We start from the raw sequence: 18,871 nt of genomic DNA on the forward strand, positions 1-18,871 counted from the left end.
ATCGCTCCACGAAACAGGTCGGAGCATGTTGCCAGCGCGGCTATATCGGAATGTGCAGATGAGGCTGAACGGGTGGTAGGAAACGGCTTAAGGAGGCGCTGCGATAACGCCGCGCCTCGAGTACGACCGCAGTTGATTGTCAGAAGGCGACGAACGGTCCGGTCTGGTTACCGACCTTCGCGTTTCCCATTACCGTGTAGACGTCCCGGCCATAGAAAAACGGCAACCCCCACAAGAACGTGCTGTTTTTCCCGCCATACGCGAAGTTCGCGCCCGCGTTGCTGAGAGCATAGTAGCCGGACGACCGCAGGTTGCTCGTATCGGCAATGGAGAACGGCATATCGAGCGGCTTGCCCGTGCCGTTCGTGGCCTCCATCGTTGCGCTCAGATTCAGCGGCGCAGCAGGCCTGTACCAGCTGTCCGCGCTCGTCGCGATGGTGTCGTCGGGGAAAGCATACGCATTGGTGCCGCTGTCTATCACGCTGCGGGTGAAGACCTTGCCGTGATACTGCGTCGTGAAAGCGCCGTATTTGTCGATGGCAAGCACGGTCGCGCTAGACGGCAACGCGTTGTTCTGCTGCGTACCGATGCCGAACACCAGTTGCCCCGTGACACTCGTCTGGCCGCTGGCCGGCACGGCGGGCAGGCGGATGATCGTGCCGTTGTTGTCCGTGGCGAATGCGGCCACGGGGTTCTTCACTTCCTTGCCCGCCAGCATGCGTGTGCTAATGCACGAGTTCTGCGACGGGCAATAGTAGTAATTGCCAGGAATGGCGGTAGTGACCGCGTCGCCGGAGTCGATCGCGAAATTGTCGACGCCGAGAATACCGTTTATGTCGGCGAAGGCGCCGCCGCCCATGTCGGCACCGTAGTTCGTGCAGTCGTCGGGTGTGGGAAATGCGCCGTCCGCGTACACCTGGATCGGAAGGTTGCTTGCTGTCTTGCTGCCGATCGTAATGTCGGCGCGTTTGACCGAGCCCCACGTATAGCCCGAGCCGAACGGCATGCATTCGACGATGGGCGCGGAGCCGCTCGTGTCGTCGACCGCGCCGACTTGCGTCAGCAGCAGCGGGGCCAGCGTGGGAATGGCGCGCGCCGCGAGGCGCACGCCGGTGGAACCGGTGTCGACCAGCATGTTGTCGACGGTCACGCATTGCGGCGCACTCCCGGTGCCCGGCACGCATACCCTGATCGAGGCCTTGAGCAGGTTGACGCCTCCCATCGTATTGTCGACGCGGATCGTGACCGTGTTGTCGCCGGTAGCGGGCAGCAATGAGTTTCCCGAACCGCTGGAGGTGCCGGACCCGTGCGGTGTCCATTGCGGCGTGGCGTTCCAGCCGGCCGAATTGTCGCCCTGAGTGCCGGTGCCGCCGCCCCCCCCGCCGCAAGCGGAAAGCGCCAGAACGCCAATGGCCGCCGCGAGCGAAAGCGTCTTCTTCAATGTATTCATGTGTTTCCTCAGGAAGCGGAACGCCTGTTATTCGAGATCGCCCGGCCGCACGCCCGTGGGCATCAGACGCGGCACCCAGGCCATGCCGAAGAAGCGCCCGAGGCGGCCTGCGGATTCGATGTGGAAGTCGTCGTTGCCTTCTATCAGAGGACCGGAGCCGCGTACGCCGCTTTGCCCGGCTGCAACGTAATTTGCGAAATAGCTGCCAAGCAGCGCGCGCATATTCGGGCGCACTGGTCCGTCCCAGGTGACGGCGAACACGACATTGGCGGGCAGCATGTATTCGCGGATCGTGACGCGGTTCGCGTCGACCGACTGGCGCACCGAATAGGGCGCCGACGTAACGGTCCCGCTGGCCGGCTGGCTGATTGCGGAGGCCGGGGCGGACTGTGGCGTGGCGGCGCGCAGCACGAGCGGCACGGACGCGCCCGCGACCGGCGAGCCGCCCAGCGCGGCATACGACGACAGCGGCAACACGGTTGCGGCCAGCATCGCTATCTTCATGAGTCTCATCACACGGCTCCCGAAATGGACCGAGCATGGTGCCCGTCTGGTATTCGGAAAACTCTGCGAAATTTCCTAATCGGATGGACGAAACGGCTCAATAAATTGCGACGCGAGCAGCGTGCCCGGGAGCGATTGATGGCATCGGCGCAACGATCAGTTTTTTACGGCGACCTTCCATAACGCGGCGCGTGTCAGTATTCTCCCTTCAGCGTGTCGCGCAGTTCGCTCTACAGTTTGTTGCCACCATGGTGGCTTTGGTAACACTCGCGCCGGATCATCTAGTCGGCTATCGCCCGAAACGTGAAACAGGAGAAACGACCATGCCGTACGTGACAACGAAGGACAATGTCGAGATTTTCTACAAAGACTGGGGTCCGAAGGACGCGCAGCCGATCGTGTTCCACCACGGCTGGCCGTTGTCTTCCGACGACTGGGATACGCAGATGCTGTTCTTCGTTCAGAAGGGCTTCCGCGTGATCGCTCACGACCGGCGCGGCCACGGCCGTTCGTCGCAAGTCTCCGACGGACACGACATGGACCACTATGCCGCCGACGCTTTCGCGGTGGTAGAAGCGCTCGATCTGCGCAATGCCGTGCATATCGGCCATTCGACCGGCGGCGGCGAGGTGGCTCGTTATGTGGCGAAGCACGGCGAACCGGCTGGCCGCGTCGCGAAGGCCGTGCTGGTGAGCGCCGTGCCGCCGCTGATGCTCAAGACCGAGGCGAATCCGGAAGGTCTGCCGCTCGATGTTTTCGACGGCTTTCGCAAGGCGCTTGCCGACAACCGCGCGCAGTTCTTCGTCGACGTTCCGGCGGGGCCGTTCTACGGCTTCAATCGTCCGGGCGCGACGGTCCATCAAGGCGTGATCCAGAACTGGTGGCGTCAGGGCATGATGGGCAGCGCCAAGGCGCACTACGAAGGCATCAAGGCCTTTTCGGAAACGGACCAGACGGAAGACCTTCGCGCGATCAGCGTGCCGACTCTCGTGCTGCACGGCGAAGACGACCAGATCGTGCCGTTTGCCGATGCGGCACTGAAGTCGATCAAGCTGTTGAAGAACGGAACATTGAAGACGTATCCGGGCTTCGCGCACGGCATGTTGACGGTGAACGCAGATGTGCTCAACGCTGATTTGCTGGCTTTCGTGCAGGGCTAGGAGTGATGACGCTGCGAGTCCGCGCCGAGCGGACTCGCAGTTGATGTGGCGAAGGGCGGGAGCTTTCCCGCCTTCGTTACGAATCGAGATGTACCTGAACGCCGCTCGATGCGTAGACAGGCGTGGCTTTGAAGCCGTCAACGGAAACAGCGGAGAACTTCACGTTCGAACCATTGCCGCTGATCACAGTGATCGTATCGCCCGCCTTCGGTTTGAAGCCGTCGACGAACTTCACATGCAGCGTTCCCCCGAGAACCGTGGTCTGAGCGCCGACCTTCATCGAGCCTTGTCCGTTGGCACCGATATTCAGTTCCAACGTCGTATTCGCGAGCTGCGTGAATTTGCCAACGACGGAAACCACACCGCGCGCATTGACGACCAGCGAGCCCGCACCTAGATACACGTCACCCGTTCCGAGCGCGGACGCGGAGTCGGCTTCGAGCGTGCCGCCTGCAATCTGCGAGCCACCCGAGAACGTGTTGGCTCCGGCCAGTCTCAGCGTGCCCGTCCCCTGCACGGTCAGCTTGCCCGCGCCCGAGATCGGGTTGCGCCAGGTGTCGAGCGCGTTGAAGCCACCTTGTGTCGCGTCCATCGAAACGACGACATTGCCGTTGAACGCGCCGTAGCCGTCCGCGGCTGCGAACATGTTCAAGCGCCCCCAGCCTTCGGCATCGTCCATCACGGGATAGCCAGACGGAAGTTCCGTCGTCTTCAGCACGACGCGGCGTTGATCCGCGCTGAGGTAAGGAAAGCGGGTTTCCAGCAGCAGTTCTGCTCCCTTCGGAACCACCGGCGCTGCGTCGGTCGCTTCGATTTGCGAGAAGCCGAATGTCATCCGACGCAAGTAGTTCGACCGGTTGGCCGTATAGTCGGCGAAACGGTCGGTCGCGGTTGTGCCCGAATGCGCGAACGTGTTGAACGTGCTGCTCGTCGTACTGGTTTGGGCCATCAAAGCGCTTTGGGCCTGCGCATATGCCGCGGCCTTCAGGGACGCGTTGGCCGGGTTATAGAGATTGGCGGCCACTACCGCGAGGCCCTGCATCCGTCCACCCGTCACGTCGAGCGGCGAATGCATACCTGCGACGATCCGGTTTTCGCCCAGTTCCATCGCACGACTCATCATTTCCTGGAAGCGCTGCGGAACCACGTAAGCCATGGCCATCGAGTCGCGCATTGCCTCCGCCGTATGGCCGCTGATGAAGCCGCCATCGGTGGCGGGCGTGGCGCTTTCGGCCGGCACGAGTGTCGGCGCGACCACCACCGAACTGCTCCAGCGGTACGGCCTGGCGTATTTGTAGAAGCGCTTCGCCGGTTCAGTCGAACCGTTCGTGCTCATTGCGTTGACAAAGTCGACCACGGTGCCGAACGCCGCATTGGCCGGGCGGCCGACGCCCGTGTTGTTGCCCGCGTCGTTGTACAGCGTGGTGGTCGCGTTCGCCGGAATCGAGGTGATCGTCGTGGTTTGCTGCGTCAGACCCAGCCATGCGCCGGTCAACGGTCCCATGCCGTCGGTCACGCTGTAACCCTTGTTGCGACGGTCGTCGAAATACGCTGCATCCGCTTGCGCCTGGGTGCGCGCGACCGTCTCGTTGACGACGAACTGCGTGTTCTGACTCAGCACGGCCGCGTTGAGGATCGTGCCGCAAGCCGTGCCTGAGTTGACGAGACCCGAGCATGTGGAGGCAACCACGGCGGGGAAGCCGTCGACTGCCGGCGCGGAGGCCCTCGCGTCGACAATCATGGTCGACGGCTGCCACAAGTCGAGGAAACGGGCGACAACGCGTACGCCGGCATTCGTATCGAGGGTCGCGAAGTGCGCGTCGTTTCTTTGATTGGACGCGGCATTGTCGACAAATGCCGGCACCGGAGGAATGGACGCACTATCCACAAATCCAGGATCCGCCGGCGGGGCGGGCGCGACGACCGCACTGCTCTGGAGTTCGTCACCGCTGCCGCACGCACCCAGCGCGAGCAGAGTACAGAGGGCAACGAAAGTCGATAACGGGCGGCGTGCGGGTGATTGAAACAACATAGGCTTCCTGATGTCGGTTGTTAAAGTTCGAATGGGAACGGATCTTGAGTAACTCAAGTTAAGCCCCGATGACATTCAGAAAGATGGGAGTCGATTCAAAGCGCCCGCAGGCGCGGATACGTGCGAAGGTGGGAACACGCGGTGGCGTCCCGTTCTGCAGGAAGCCGCGTGGAAAATCGCCGTTGAAGAGCGTGCGATTTATGTGTGGGTTAATAGTGCAGCGAGGTGCGGCCCGGCCTTCAACTTCAACAGCACCTACTGCCCCGTCGCCGTACCGGGCAACCCCCGCCGCCCCAGTTTCCCAGCCGCGCCCTTCGCCGCGGCTCCCGGATGCGGCACCGTGGGCGCTTGTGGCAGCGCGGTCAATGCGCCATCGTCGACGGGAGATAGCAGTGTGCTCAGTTGCAAGACGTCCTGATCGGTGAGATTCGCGGTGGCGGCCTTCAACTTGAGACTATTGATCAACGTGTCGTAACGCGCCTTTGCGAGGTCGCGCCGCGCGGAGAAGAGTTGGTCTTGCGCGTTGAGCACGTCGATGTTGATGCGCACGCCGACCTGATAGCCAAGCAGATTCGATTCGAGAGACGTGCGCGCGGACCGCTCGGCAGTCTGCAGCGCACGCACCTGCGCGAGCCCGCTGACCACACCGAGAAACGCCTGGCGCGCGGAGAGCGCCGCGTTGCGCCGGGCAGTGTCGAGATCGGCGGCGGCCTGGTCTTCGAGCGCGAGCGTCTGGCGCACGCGGCTTTGCGTGGCGCCGCCTGCAAAAAGCGGAATCGTGACCTGCACGCCAATGGTGCTGTTCGTGTACGAGGAGCCGAGGTTGCCCAGTTCCGCTGCAAGCGCAGGCGGGCCGGGCGATGGCGTATTCGCGCCGCTGCCGAAGCCGCCGCCGAAATTTCCGCCGAAGTTGCCGGCTCCCGCCGCGCCCAGGCTGCTACGCGAGCGGCTCGCGACCAGATCGACCGTCGGCAGATGGCCGGCTTTCGCCTTCGACGTTTCGCGTTGCGCGTTATCGAGCGCGATCTGTCTGAGTACGACCTGATAGTTGGCGTCGCTCGCCGCATCGACCCATTGGTTGATGTCCGCGGGCACGGGCGGCGGCAGCGGAGCGCCGGCCGCGAGACCGTCGATATGCTCCACCGGATGCCCGACGATCTGCTGCAACGCCGCCAGATTCACGGCGAGATCGTTCTGCGCGGCGATTTCCTGCGAGACCGCCTGATCGTATTTGGCCTGCGCTTCGTTCGTGTCGGTGATCGTCGTGTTGCCCACTTCGAATGAACGCTTTGCCGACTCGAGTTGCTGCGCGATCGACGCCTTCTGCGACCGCGCGATGGCAACGCTGTCTTGCGCAGCGAGCGCGTCGAAGTAAGCCTCGCCAAGGCGCACGATCAGATCCTGGCGCGCCTGCGCGAACGACGCCTGCGCAGACGCGACCGCGAGTTTGCCCTGCGCATAGCCGTACCAGCTGTCCACATGAATCAGCGGTTGCGTAAGCGAGACCACATAGCCGTAGGTGTTGCCATACGATGCCGGAAAGCCGCCGCCAAAGTCCGTGCTCTGACGGCTGCCATTGAGCGATGCCGAGACTTGCGGCAGCAGCTTCGCGCGTGCGAGCGGCAGTTCCTCGCTGTTGGCGGCAAGCGCGGCGCGCGCGCTTTGCAGTGGCGCGTCGTTGGAGAGCGCTTCGTCGTAGAGTTGGGAGAGGTCGACGGCTTGCGCGGGCGGCGCGTGCAACACGCACGCAAGCCCGCAAGCGAGCGCCAGAGCAGACGCCAGGAGCGGCGCGTGCTGACGCTTCATTGCGCGTGGGCGCTTAGTAGGTGGGAACCGACGGGTCGACCTGGCGCGACCATGCGTCGATCCCGCCTTGCAGATTGAAGACGTTCGCGTGGCCGCGCGATTCGAGGAACATCGCGACCTGCGCGCTGCGCGCGCCGTGATGACAGATGCAGACGATCTGCGCGTCGTCGTCGAGTTCTTCGCTGCGCGCGGGAATCTCACGCATGGGGATCGACACGATGCCGGCCATCGACGCCGTCTGGATTTCCCATGGTTCGCGCACGTCGAGCAGCACGGGTGCGGGGCGCGACGTGTCGGCGAGCCATTCGGCGAGCGCGGGAGCGGTCAGGTTTTGCATCAGCGAGACTTCCGTTCAGAGGACGGCGGCGCGCCGGACGTCCGTGAAAAACAGGCGAATCAGAACTTGAAGCGCGGCGGCTGCACGGCGTTGACGAGCGGTTCGACGTAGGTTTCGAACACGTCGGCAATGCGGTACTGCTTTTCGTCGATACGCGTGATGATCTGCGCCTTCATGACCGGCGCGGTGCCGACAAACGCCGCCAGACGGCCGCCGATCTTCAGGTGTTCGAGAATTTCCTGCGGCAGCACGGGCAGACCGCCCGACACGCAGATCACGTCGTACGGAGCGGCGGCGGCCCAGCCGCGCGCGGCGTCGCCGGTTGCGACTTCGGCATTCAGCACGCCGTTCGCGATCAGGTTGTTCTTTGCCAGTTGCGCGAGTTCCGGTTCGATCTCGACCGTCAGCACGTGTTGCGCGCGGTGCGCGAGCAGCGCCGCCATGTAGCCGGAGCCGGCGCCGATTTCGAGCACGCTTTCATGTTTCTTCACCGCCAGTTCCTGCAGCGTGCGCGCCTCGACGCGCGGCGCCAGCATGTGCTGACCGGCGGGCAGCGGCACTTCGAAGTCGGCGAAAGCCAGGTCGCGGTATGCGGCCGGGACGAAGTTTTCACGCTTGACGATCGACAGCAGATTCAGCACGTCCTGGTCGAGCACTTCCCAGGGGCGGATCTGCTGTTCGATCATGTTGAAACGCGCTTGCTCGATGTTCATGGTGGATTTGGCGGTTCTGGTTTGGCGAGTTTTGCGATTTTCCCACTGCGGGGCGGCTTCGGCGGATAGCCCGCTGAGGTTCGCGCTGACATTCGCGCCGACGTTCGCGCTCACACACAGGCTGACACTCAGGCTGTCACTCAATGCGCAAGCCGCAGCAGGGTAACTGCGGGATTGTACCAAATGGCGCCGGCGGTTCGGGCCAAGGCGGGCATCGCGCCAAGCGGGCTTTCGCCGGCGCCGCTCGGGTTCGCGCTTTCGTCCCGGCGCTCCCGCGCGCTTTTTCGCAGTCGCCCCCGTGTAAATCCCTAGCATTCCGGCCTTGCACTTCTGCGCGCGTTCGCTAAAAAATGTAATCGATTACATTTCCGGAAGCCGCTGCCTTGTCCAGATCGACATCAAAAGCGAAACCCGCAGCGGTGTCCGCGACCGGCGACGAGCCGCCAGCGCAACCGCTTTCGCGTGCGTCGCGCTCGGCGGAAGGGCTCTCCATCGCGGGCGTGGCAAGGCAGGCGGGCGTTTCCGTGGCGACTGTGTCGCGCGTGCTGAATGCCCACGAGAACGTCCGGCCCGCGACTCGCGACAAGGTGCTCGCCGCCGTCGACGCGAGCGGCTACCGCGTCAACGAACTCGCGCGCAATCTGCGCACCGCCGAAAGCCGCCTCTTACTCACGATGGTCCCCGACTTCGGCAATCCGTTTTACGCCGAGATCGTGCGCGGCATCGACAGCGTCGCGCGCCAGCACGGTTACTTCATGCTGCTCTGCGATACGGGCGCCGACGCCGGCCGCGAGCGCAGCTACTTCGATCTGCTGCGCCGCCGCCGTGCGGACGGCGCGATCTGTCTGGACCCGGCGACGATCCAGCAGGCACAGGCCGATGCATCCGGCGCGTTGCCGTGGGTCGCATGTTGCGAGTTCGATCCGGCGGTGGGCGTGCCGTATGTGGGCATCGACAACTACCGGGCCGCGGGCGACGCCGTACGGCATCTTCTTTCGCGCGGGCATCGGCGCATCGGCCTCATCAATTCCGACATCGACTATCTGTACGCGCGGCAGCGTCAGCAAGGCTATCTCGATGCGCTGAGCGACGCGGGCATCACGCCGCTCGACGGCTGGCGCATGAATCTGAACAGCCTCGACTACGAGGCGGGCGCTTCGGCGGCGGCCACGCTGATGCTGCCGCCCGACGCGCCGACCGCGATCTTCGCCGTGTCCGACACGCTCGCGACGGGCGTGCTTCACGGCTTGCGCAGCGTCGGCAAGCGCGTGCCCGACGACGTCGCCGTGGTCGGGTTCGACGATATCTCCATTGCCGCGCAAATCGATCCGCCGCTCACCACGATCGCGCAGCCCATGCGCGAACTGGGCGAGACCGCCGCACGCCTCCTGTTGCAGCGGCTCGCCAATCCGCTGGCAAACGTGCCGGGCGTGCTGCTGCCGCACCGGCTCGTGATTCGCGGGAGCACGTGAAGCATGAGCCTCGCTATCCGCTTCGATGACATCCGCAAAGACTTCGGCCCGGTGCGCGTGCTGCATGGCGTGAGCTTCGATCTCGCGCCGGGGCGCATCTACGGTTTGCTCGGGGAGAACGGCGCGGGCAAGTCCACGCTGATGAAAATCCTCGCCGGCTATGAAACCGCGACGTCGGGCACGTTGCATGTCGACGGCCATGCTTGCCACTTTGCCGGTTCGCGCGACGCCGAAGCGCAAGGCATCGTGCTGATTCACCAGGAGTTCAATCTCGCCGAGCATCTGACGATCGCGCAAAACATGTATCTCGGCCACGAGAAGCGGCGAGGCTGGTTCGTCGACGATGCGGCAATGCGCGCCGAGGCCGCGCGTTATCTTGCGCAAGTCGGACTGGACAAGGCTCCGGACACCAAGGTGCGCGAATTGATCGTCGCGGAAAAGCAGATGGTGGAAATCGCGAAAGCGCTGTCGCGCCGCGCCCGTCTGCTCATCATGGACGAGCCGACGGCAACCCTCACGCCGTCCGAAACCGAGCGCCTCTTCACGCTGATGGCAAAGTTGAAGGCCGATGGCGTGACCATCGTCTACATCTCGCACAAGCTCGATGAGGTCGAGCGCATTACCGACGAAGTCATCGTGATGCGCGACGGCCGCTTCGTCGCGCGCAATGAAACGGCGGCGCTCGCGCGGCAACAGATGGCGAACCTGATGGTCGGGCGCGACGTGTCCGACATGTTCCCCGAGAAGATCACCGTATCCGCAGCCGCGCCGGTCGCGCTGAAGGTGCAAGGGCTCGCCGTGCCCGAATGGGTCGACGACCTGAGCTTCGACGTGCGCGCCGGCGAAGTGCTCGGCTTCGCGGGACTCGTCGGCGCGGGACGCACCGAAGCGTTCGAAGCGATCATCGGCTTGCGCAAGCGCACGGCCGGACGCATCGAAATCGCGGGGCGTCCCGTGGATCTGAAAAGTCCGCGCGAAGCAATGCGCCACGGCCTGACGTATCTCAGCGAAGACCGCAAAGGTAAGGGCCTGCATGTGAACCTGAGCCTGCAGGACAACGTGACGCTCATGACACTTGAACGCTACGCGCATCCGCTGCTCGACATGAAAGCGGGCCGCGACGCGTTGAAAAGCGCCGTGAGCGAATTCGGCATTCGCACGGGCGACCTGTCGAGCCGCGCGCGCATGCTCTCCGGCGGCAACCAGCAGAAGCTTGCGCTCGCCAAGTTTCTGCAGCCGGAGCCGGACGTGATCGTGCTCGACGAGCCGACGCGCGGCGTCGACGTCGGCGCGAAACGCGACATCTATTTTTTGATTCATCGTCTCGCCGCGCAGGGCCGCGCGGTGATCGTCATTTCATCCGAACTGATCGAGTTGATCGGCTTGTGCCATCGCGTCGCCGTGATGCGCGCGGGACGCCTGCAAGCCACGCTCACGCTCGAACATCTGACCGAAGAGGAGTTGATCGCCCATGCGACCGGCACCCACTGAAGCCGTGCAATCCGGCCGCGCGTTGCGTTTCGCGCATCGGCTGTATGCGCTTGGACCGCTCGTCGGTCTGATTGCGCTGTGTATCGTCGGCACGCTGCTGAATCGCGATTTCGCGACGCTCGACAACATGATGAACGTGCTTACGCGCACGTCGTTCATCGGCATCATCGCGGTGGGCATGACCTTCGTGATCATTTCGGGCGGCATCGATCTGTCGGTCGGCTCGATGGCGGCGCTGATCGCGGGCAGCATGATCTGGCTGATGAACGGGCTTGCGGCGGGCGTCGGCGGCCATACGTTCGCGCCGCTCGTCATCGTGACGCTCGGCATCGCATTCGCGTTCGTGCTGGGTGGACTCTTCGGCTGCGCGCACGGGCTGCTGATCACCAAGGGACGCATCGAGCCGTTCATCGTCACGCTCGGCACGCTGGGCATTTTTCGCGCGGTGCTGACATGGCTCGCCGACGGCGGCGCGCTGACGCTGGATAATTCGTTATCCGATCTATATGGTCCCGTCTATTACGCGAGTCTCTTCGGCGTGCCCGTGCCGATCTGGGTATTTCTCGTGACGGCGGCGGGCGGTGCGCTGATTCTGAATCGCACGGCGTTCGGGCGTCATGTGCAGGCGATCGGATCGAATGAACAGGTCGCGCGCTATGCGGCCATACGTGTCGATACCGTGAAGATCGTCACGTATGTGCTGCTCGGCATTTGCGTTGGCGTGGCCACCGTGCTGTATGTGCCGCGTCTCGGCTCGGCGACGCCGACCACCGGTTTGCTATGGGAGCTCGAAGCGATTGCCTCGGTCGTGGTGGGCGGCACCGCGCTCAAGGGCGGAGAAGGACGCGTGATCGGTACGGTGATCGGCGCAATTCTGCTGTCGGTCATTGCCAATATTCTGAATCTGACCAGCATCATCAGCGTGTATCTGAACGCGGCGGTGCAGGGCGTGGTGATTATCTTCGTCGCGTTCGTTCAACGTGGACGGCGGTAGGTGTAGCGCTGCAAAGCGACACAATGGCAGGGGCGCACGAACGCCTCACAACAGCACAAATTGGAGACACAACCATGAAGCAGGTCATTCGAGCGATCGGCGCCGGCATGCTGGCGTTGGGGATACTGGGCACCGCAGGCGCTGCACGAGCCGACGACAAGGTCACGCTGGGCGTCGCGATTCCGACAGCCGACCACGGCTTCACGGGCGGCATCGTCTGGTGGGCGAACAAGGCGAAGGCCGATCTTGAGAAAGAACATCCGAATCTGAAAGTCATCGTGAAGACAGCGGCCGGATCGCCCGAACAGGCGAATCAGTTGCAGGATCTGGTCACGGTGAACAAGATCAATGCGCTCGTGATTTTCCCGTTCGAATCGGCATCGCTCACGCAGCCGGTCGCGCAGGTGAAGAAGAAGGGCGTGTATGTAACGGTGGTGGATCGCGGCTTGACGGACACCAGCGCGCAAGATGCCTACGTGGCCGGCGACAACACCGCGTTCGGCAGGATTCCCGCCGAATATCTGGCGAAAGCGCTCGACGGCAAGGGCGACATCGTCGCGCTGCGCGGCATTCCGACGACGCTCGACAACGAACGATGGACCGCGTTTACCGGCGTGCTGAAGGGTTATCCGAACATCAAGATTCTCGACGCGAAATACGCGAACTGGAATCGCGACGACGCATTCAAGGTCATGCAGGACTATCTGACGCGCTTCAAGCACATCGACGCCGTGTGGGCCGCCGACGACGACATGGCGGTCGGCGTGCTCAAGGCCATCGACCAGGCGAAGCGCAGCGACGTCAAGATCGTGTTCGGCGGCGCGGGTTCGAAAGGCATGGTGAAGAACGTGATGGACGGCGCACCGCGCATCCAGGCGGACGTGTCGTACTCGCCGAAATTCATTTACGACGCAATCAAGCTCACGGCCGAAGCACGCCTGAAAGGCGAGAAGCTGCCGGCCACCACGATCATTCCGTCGGTGCTGATCACGAAGGAGAACGCGCAGCAGTTCTATTTCCCGGACTCGCCATTCTGATCTTGTGTACCGTCCATTGGCAGCGGGGCGCGTAGGCAGAAGGCGCACCCCGCTAAAGGAACCATACGATGAGAACCATCAAAGGTCCGGCAATCTTTCTCGCTCAATTCATGGGCGACGAAGTGCCGTTCGACAATCTTGCGCATCTGGCTGGCTGGGCCACGGGGCTCGGCTTCAAGGGCATTCAGGTGCCGTGCGACGCGCGGTTGATCGACCTCGAACAGGCGGCGTCGAGTCAGGCGTACTGCGACGAACTGCGCGAGACGGTCGACAACGCGGGCGTCACGATTACCGAGTTGTCGACGCACCTGCAAGGGCAGCTCGTGGCCGTGCACCCCGCTTACGATACGTTGTTCGACGGCTTCGCGGCGCCGCATGTGCGCGGCGACCCGGCAGCGCGCACGCAGTGGGCCATCGAGCAATTGAAGCTGGCCGCGAAGGCGTCGCAGCGCTTGGGACTGACCACGCATGTGTCGTTTTCCGGCGCGCTCGCGTGGCCATATCTGTACCCCTGGCCGCAGCGTCCAGCCGGTTTGATCGACGCCGCGTTCGACGAACTCGCGCGCCGCTGGACGCCGATTCTGGATGCGTTCGAAGCAGCGGGTGTGGACGTGTGCTACGAACTGCATCCCGGCGAGGATCTGCACGACGGGGTGACCTTCGAGCGCTTCCTGAATGCGGTGAACCAGCATCCGCGCGCGAATATCCTCTTCGATCCAAGCCATTTCGTTCTGCAGCAACTCGACTACCTCGCGTTTATCGACATCTATCACGAGCGCATCAAGGCGTTTCATGTGAAGGACGCGGAGTTCCGGCCGAACGGCAGGCAGGGCGTGTATGGCGGTTATAGCGGCTGGGTGGAGCGCGCGGGGCGCTTCCGCTCGCTCGGCGACGGCCAGATCGATTTTCGCGCGATCTTTTCCAAAATGGCGCAATACGATTTCCCCGGCTGGGCGGTGCTCGAATGGGAGTGCGCGCTCAAGCATCCACACGACGGCGCGCGCGAAGGTGCGGAGTTTATCCGCGAGCACATCATTCGCGTGGCCGAGCATGCATTCGACGATTTCGCGGGCAGCGGCGTCGATGCAGCGCAGTTGAAGCGCGTGCTCGGCATCTGAGGGCGCCGATTGCAACAGTAAGCGGTAAGCCAAAGGAGCGGACAAGATGCCATCCAGAAGACTCAGATTGGGCATGGTCGGCGGTGGACAGGGCGCGTTCATCGGCGCGGTGCATCGGATCGCGGCGCGCCTCGACGATCGTTTCGAGCTGGTCGCGGGCGCGTTGTCGTCCGATCCCGAACGCGCGCGTGCGAGCGCCGCGGACGCGGGCATTGCGCGTAGCTACGCCGACTGGCAAGAAATGGCGCGAGCGGAAGCAGCGCTCGACGACGGTATCGACGCCGTCGCGATAGTGACGCCGAACCATCTGCATGCGCCGGTTGCCACCGCGTTTCTCGAAGCCGGCATTCATGTGGTGTGCGACAAGCCGCTTGCCATCTCACTTGCCGAAGGCGAAGCGCTCGCCAAACTCGCGCATCAGAAGAACAAGCTCTTCGCGCTGACGCATACGTATTCCGGCTATCCGCTGGTGCGTCATGCGCGCGAGTTGATCGAAGCAGGCGAACTGGGGCAGATACGCGTCGTGCAGGTCGAATACGCGCAAGACTGGCTGGCCGAACCGGTCGAAACCGGCGGCTTGAACAAGCAGGCCGGCTGGCGCACGGACCCGGCGTTAGCGGGCCCGGCGGGCTGTCTCGGCGATATCGGCACGCATGCGTATCACCTCGCCGCTTTCGTCACGGGCATGACGCCCGCCGCGCTTTCCGCCGAGTTGCACACGTTCGTGCCGGGGCGCCGCATCGACGATCATGTGCAGGCGATGCTGCGCTATGCGAACGGCGCGCGCGGCATGCTATGGGCGAGCCAGGTCGCGAGCGGCGCGGAAAACGCTTTGCGTCTGCGCGTCTATGGGACCAAAGCAGGCATTTCGTTCGACCAGGAGAATCCCAACGAATTGTGGATTACGCCGCTCGGCGGGGCAGCCGAGCGCCTGACGCGTGGACGCGTAAGCGGCGCGAGCGCGATTCATGCGACGCGCGTGCCGCCGGGTCATCCCGAAGGTTATCTCGAAGCATTCGCGCAGTTGTATAAGGACGCCGCGTTGCAGATCGAAGCATTGGACGAAGGCCGCGCGTTGCCGGCCGAAAGCCTGCTGCTCACGACAGTGGAGGACGGCGTGGCGGGTCTGCGCTTTATCGATGCAGTGCTCGCGAGTAGCGCTGCAGATGGGCAATGGCGTGAGATCGAGAAGTTATAGAGCCACGCAGTCGCGCCACGTGGCATCACGCTTCATCCGCCTTTGCTTTTCTTGATCTGGGCTTCGAACGCAATGTCGAGCTTGCTCGCCTTGCGCGGTTTTGGCGGACCGTATGCATCGACAAACTTGACAAAGTCGTCGAGCGTGAGGGGATCGGAGACTTTCTTGTCCGTGCCGCCCGATTTGTCGACGAGATAGAAGAGGCCGCCGGAAAGGCTGATCGCGGCGAATTGCGGATTGCCGCTGCGCGTTTTCAGCCGCTCGACAGCGTGGATGGCTCGCGTGGTGCGCATGGTGTGGGACTGCTGATCGGGGAAAGACTATTACTTTAACAATTTCGCCGACGCCGCGCGGTTCACCCCGCGCGGCGCCGTAACTTCCGTCGCAGCCAGTCCGCCCAATCTTCCAGTACGGTGTACACGACAGGCACGACGACGAGCGTCAATAGCGACGACGTAATCACGCCGCCAATCACTGTCTGCCCGAGCGGCCCGCGCTGCTCGCCGCCTTCGCCGAGCGCGGCGGCGAGCGGCAGCATGCCGAAGATCATCGCGAGCGTGGTCATCAAAATAGGTCGCAAGCGCACACGTGCCGCTTCGAGCAAAGCCTCGCGCCGCTCCATCACGCGGCCTTTGCCCGATGCGTCGAGCAGCGTGCCGCGCCGTGCCTGGTTAGCGAAGTCCACGAGCAGGATCGCGTTCTTGGTGACGAGCCCCATCAGCATCACGAAGCCGATGATCGAAAACATGTTGAGCGTGCTGCCGAACAACAGCAGTGCGACCAGCACGCCGATCAGCGTAAGCGGCAGCGACGCCATGATCGCGAGCGGCTGTGCGAAGCTCGCGAACTGTGACGCGAGAATCATGTAGATGAAAATCACCGCGAGTGCGAGCGCCTCGACTGCAAACACCAGCGACTCGTTCATGTTTTTTGTCGAACCCTCGAAGCGGTAGCGGTAACCGGCGGGCAGATGCATCGCGTCGAGCGTCTTCGCAATGTCCGAGGCGACTTCGCCGGATGAGCGGCCATTGACGTTCGTCGTCAGCATGACCTCGCGCTGCAGGTCGCGGCGATTCAGCACGTCGGGGCCGGTCGTCCTCACGATGTCCGCGATTTGCCGCAGGGGTACGAGCACCGGTGCGCCGTTCGAGTCGGTGCGATTGGTGGCGATCATCAGCCTGGAAAGATCGTCGATGTTCTCGCGTTGCGCGCGCGGCAAGCGCACGCTGACGTCGTAGTCCTGGTCGTCGGGCGCCCGCCATGTACTGATCGCATCGCCCGAAAGCAGCGGCCGCAGTGCAGTGCCGATGTCCGCCACGCCCACGCCCAGGTCCGATGCCAGTTCGCGCTTCACATTGATCGCGACGATCGGCTTGTCGGCCTTCAGGCTTGAATCGAGATCCACGAGGCCGGGAATCTTGCGCATGCGAACCTGCGCCGCTTCGGAGAGCCGGCGCAGTTCGTCCATGTTGTCGCCCTGCAAGCTCAGTTGAATAGCCTTGGTGCTGCCCGCGCCGTCCGGCATGCCGATTTCGGTCACCGTCACACCCGCCACCGATGCGAGCCGCGCGCGAAACACCTGGTTCAGTTCGGCCACACCGCGTGTGCGGTCGCGCCGGCCCTTCAGCCGAACGGTAATGAGCGCATTGTTCTTGCCCTGCGTATTGCCAGAGTTGACCGTTGCATACGTGTAGCGCACTTCCGGGTAAGTCGCGAGAATCGCCTCGACCTGCCGGACCTTCTCCGACGTGGCTTCGAGCGACGTGCCCACCGGCGTGTTCAAGCCGATCTTCGTGATCGAAAAATCCGCGTTCGGCACGAACTCGGTGCCGACAAAAGGCACCAGAAACAGGCTGCCGAAGAAGGTCGCCGCCGCCACTACGAGCGTGATCGCGCGATGTCCGAGCGACCAGCCGAGCAGGCGTTGATAGAGCGCGCTGAGTTGCCCTATTTGCCTGTCGAACAGGTGAAGCGAGCGCTCGACGAAACGGCCGTAACGATAGCCTTTGCGCCCGGTGTCCGCGTCGTGCAGATCGGGGTCCGGCCAGATCGACGAGAGCATCGGATCGAGCGTGAACGAGACGAACATCGAGATCAGCACAGCGGCGGCGACCGTGATGCCGAACTGATGGAAGAAGCGGCCGATGATGCCGCCCATGAAGCCGACAGGCAAAAACACCGCGACAATCGAGAAGGTGGTCGCCAGCACGGCGAGCGCGATTTCCTTCGTGCCGTCGAGCGCCGCCGTGCGATGGTCCGCGCCGAGCTGCACGTGTCGCACGATGTTCTCGCGCACCACGATTGCGTCGTCGATCAGAAGGCCCACGCATAGCGACAGCGCCATCAGCGTAATCACATTGATCGTGAAGCCGCACGCGTACATCACCGCGAACGTGCCGATTAGCGCAATCGGCAGCGTAAGGCCTGTGATGACCGTGCTGCGCCACGAGCCCAGAAACAGGAACACGATGAACACCGTCAGCAGAGCGCCTTCGAACAACGTGCGCTTTACTTCGTTGACGCTCTCTTCGATGTTGATCGACGAGTCGTCGGTGATGTCGAGCTTCACGCCTGGCGGCAACTGCGGCTGCAAGCGCGCGACTTCCGCGCGCACGCCATGTGCGACGTCGACCGTGTTCTCGCGTTGTGCCTTGATGATCGACAGGAACAGCGCGCGCCGGCCGTTGAGCAGCGCCATGCTGTCCGCTTCCTGCTGACCGTCGATCACGTCGGCAACCTGATCTAGCGTCACCGGCTGCGAGGTGGAGGAAGCCGTAGGGATCGCCGACTGCGCGCCGCGCCTGGCGACGATGATCCGCTTGAAGTCGGCCGGCGTCTCGAAGCGGCCCTTGACCTGCACCGTCTGCTCGACGCTGTTCGACGTGAGCGGCCCGGCGGGAATCTCCTGGTTCTCGTTCTGCACCGCGCGGATCACCTGATCCACGCCGACCGAAAGCGCTTGCAGTTTCTGCGGATTCACGTCGATTTGCACTTGCCGCTTCACGCCGCCGACGAGCGACACGGAGCCGACACCGCGCACGGTCTCCAGCCGCTTGCGCACGATCTGATCGGCGACGGTGGTGAGATCGCGCGTGGACAGCGACGCGCCCGGCGCATTCGATACCGCAACCGTCACGATGGGCATATCAGCCGGGTCATAGCGCAATACGCGCGGCTCCTTGACGCCGTCGCGCAGGTCGGGGCGGATCAGCGCGATCTTGTCGCGCACGTCCTGCGCGGCCTGCACCGCGTCCACCGCGAGATCGAACTGCACGATCACGACCGATTGCGCGTCGTACGAACGCGACGTGATCTGATCGATGCCGCTGATCGTGTTGACGGCCTCCTCGATCTTGCGCGTGACGTCCGACTCGACCGATTCCGGCGATGCGCCCGGATACGCCGTCTGCACGACCACGATCGGAAACGTGATATCGGGGAACTGATCGACCTTGAGCCGCTGATACGAGAAGAGGCCTATCACGAGGAAGGCCATCATCATCATCGTGGCGAGCACCGGGTTGCCGATGCTGATGCGGGTGAACCACATGGGCGAGGG

At 63.5% G+C, this 18,871-nt stretch carries 15 protein-coding genes; 7 read left to right on the forward strand and 8 right to left on the reverse strand.

Annotated features, from left to right (window positions below; all coding sequences use genetic code 11):
- Positions 1-139 precede the first annotated feature (139 nt).
- Positions 140-1,450 carry a DUF3443 domain-containing protein gene (locus RW095_RS39220; protein ID WP_317020976.1) on the reverse strand — a complete coding sequence of 437 codons (1,311 nt, stop codon included), beginning with the start codon at positions 1,448-1,450 and terminating at the stop codon, positions 140-142.
- Between the two features lie 27 nt (positions 1,451-1,477).
- Positions 1,478-1,963 (reverse strand): DUF2844 domain-containing protein, encoded by a 486-nt coding sequence (locus tag RW095_RS39225; RefSeq protein ID WP_317020977.1) that lies wholly within the window; start codon positions 1,961-1,963, stop codon positions 1,478-1,480.
- 314 nt (positions 1,964-2,277) lie between these two features.
- Between RW095_RS39225 and RW095_RS39230 the strand changes: the two genes are divergently transcribed.
- A complete protein-coding gene (locus RW095_RS39230) occupies positions 2,278-3,114 on the forward strand; it encodes an alpha/beta fold hydrolase (protein WP_317020978.1) in 837 nt (278 codons plus the stop codon).
- A 76-nt stretch (positions 3,115-3,190) separates the two neighbouring features.
- On the opposite strand, the gene RW095_RS39235 is transcribed toward RW095_RS39230, so the two are convergent.
- The 4 genes from RW095_RS39235 to RW095_RS39250 all read right to left on the reverse strand — a co-directional run bounded on the left by RW095_RS39235 (position 3,191) and on the right by RW095_RS39250 (position 8,002).
- Complete coding sequence (locus RW095_RS39235; protein ID WP_317020979.1) at positions 3,191-5,146, reverse strand: acid phosphatase; 1,956 nt, start codon at positions 5,144-5,146, stop codon at positions 3,191-3,193.
- Between the two features lie 255 nt (positions 5,147-5,401).
- Positions 5,402-6,952, reverse strand: coding sequence for a TolC family outer membrane protein (locus RW095_RS39240; RefSeq protein WP_317020980.1), 1,551 nt, complete (start codon positions 6,950-6,952; stop codon positions 5,402-5,404).
- Between the two features lie 13 nt (positions 6,953-6,965).
- Positions 6,966-7,289, reverse strand: coding sequence for a rhodanese-like domain-containing protein (locus tag RW095_RS39245; protein ID WP_020065131.1), 324 nt, complete (start codon positions 7,287-7,289; stop codon positions 6,966-6,968).
- 59 nt (positions 7,290-7,348) lie between these two features.
- Positions 7,349-8,002 (reverse strand): protein-L-isoaspartate O-methyltransferase family protein, encoded by a 654-nt coding sequence (locus tag RW095_RS39250; RefSeq protein ID WP_128589520.1) that lies wholly within the window; start codon positions 8,000-8,002, stop codon positions 7,349-7,351.
- 383 nt (positions 8,003-8,385) lie between these two features.
- Between RW095_RS39250 and RW095_RS39255 the strand changes: the two genes are divergently transcribed.
- From RW095_RS39255 to RW095_RS39280, 6 genes are all read left to right on the forward strand, one after another.
- On the forward strand, positions 8,386-9,474 hold the full coding sequence (locus RW095_RS39255; RefSeq protein ID WP_317020981.1) for a LacI family DNA-binding transcriptional regulator: 1,089 nt from the start codon (positions 8,386-8,388) through the stop codon (positions 9,472-9,474).
- 3 nt (positions 9,475-9,477) lie between these two features.
- The gene (locus RW095_RS39260; protein ID WP_317020982.1) at positions 9,478-10,965 is read left to right on the forward strand and encodes a sugar ABC transporter ATP-binding protein; all 1,488 of its coding nucleotides are present in this window, start codon (positions 9,478-9,480) and stop codon (positions 10,963-10,965) included.
- Positions 10,946-11,959, forward strand: coding sequence for an ABC transporter permease (locus RW095_RS39265; RefSeq protein ID WP_128589514.1), 1,014 nt, complete (start codon positions 10,946-10,948; stop codon positions 11,957-11,959). The genes RW095_RS39260 and RW095_RS39265 overlap by 20 nt, the downstream gene beginning before the upstream one ends.
- A gap of 74 nt (positions 11,960-12,033) precedes the next feature.
- On the forward strand, positions 12,034-12,996 hold the full coding sequence (locus RW095_RS39270; protein WP_317020983.1) for a substrate-binding domain-containing protein: 963 nt from the start codon (positions 12,034-12,036) through the stop codon (positions 12,994-12,996).
- A gap of 68 nt (positions 12,997-13,064) precedes the next feature.
- Positions 13,065-14,114, forward strand: coding sequence for a sugar phosphate isomerase/epimerase family protein (locus tag RW095_RS39275; protein ID WP_317020984.1), 1,050 nt, complete (start codon positions 13,065-13,067; stop codon positions 14,112-14,114).
- 46 nt (positions 14,115-14,160) lie between these two features.
- Positions 14,161-15,312 (forward strand): Gfo/Idh/MocA family protein, encoded by a 1,152-nt coding sequence (locus tag RW095_RS39280; protein ID WP_317020985.1) that lies wholly within the window; start codon positions 14,161-14,163, stop codon positions 15,310-15,312.
- A 32-nt stretch (positions 15,313-15,344) separates the two neighbouring features.
- On the opposite strand, the gene RW095_RS39285 is transcribed toward RW095_RS39280, so the two are convergent.
- Both RW095_RS39285 and RW095_RS39290 read right to left on the reverse strand, forming a co-directional pair.
- Complete coding sequence (locus RW095_RS39285) at positions 15,345-15,605, reverse strand: hypothetical protein (protein ID WP_128586262.1); 261 nt, start codon at positions 15,603-15,605, stop codon at positions 15,345-15,347.
- A gap of 62 nt (positions 15,606-15,667) precedes the next feature.
- Positions 15,668-18,862, reverse strand: coding sequence for an efflux RND transporter permease subunit (locus tag RW095_RS39290; RefSeq protein ID WP_317020986.1), 3,195 nt, complete (start codon positions 18,860-18,862; stop codon positions 15,668-15,670).
- Positions 18,863-18,871 lie beyond the last annotated feature (9 nt).

This window comes from Paraburkholderia kirstenboschensis, from assembly GCF_032806925.1.
GTDB classification, from domain to species: domain Bacteria; phylum Pseudomonadota; class Gammaproteobacteria; order Burkholderiales; family Burkholderiaceae; genus Paraburkholderia; species Paraburkholderia kirstenboschensis.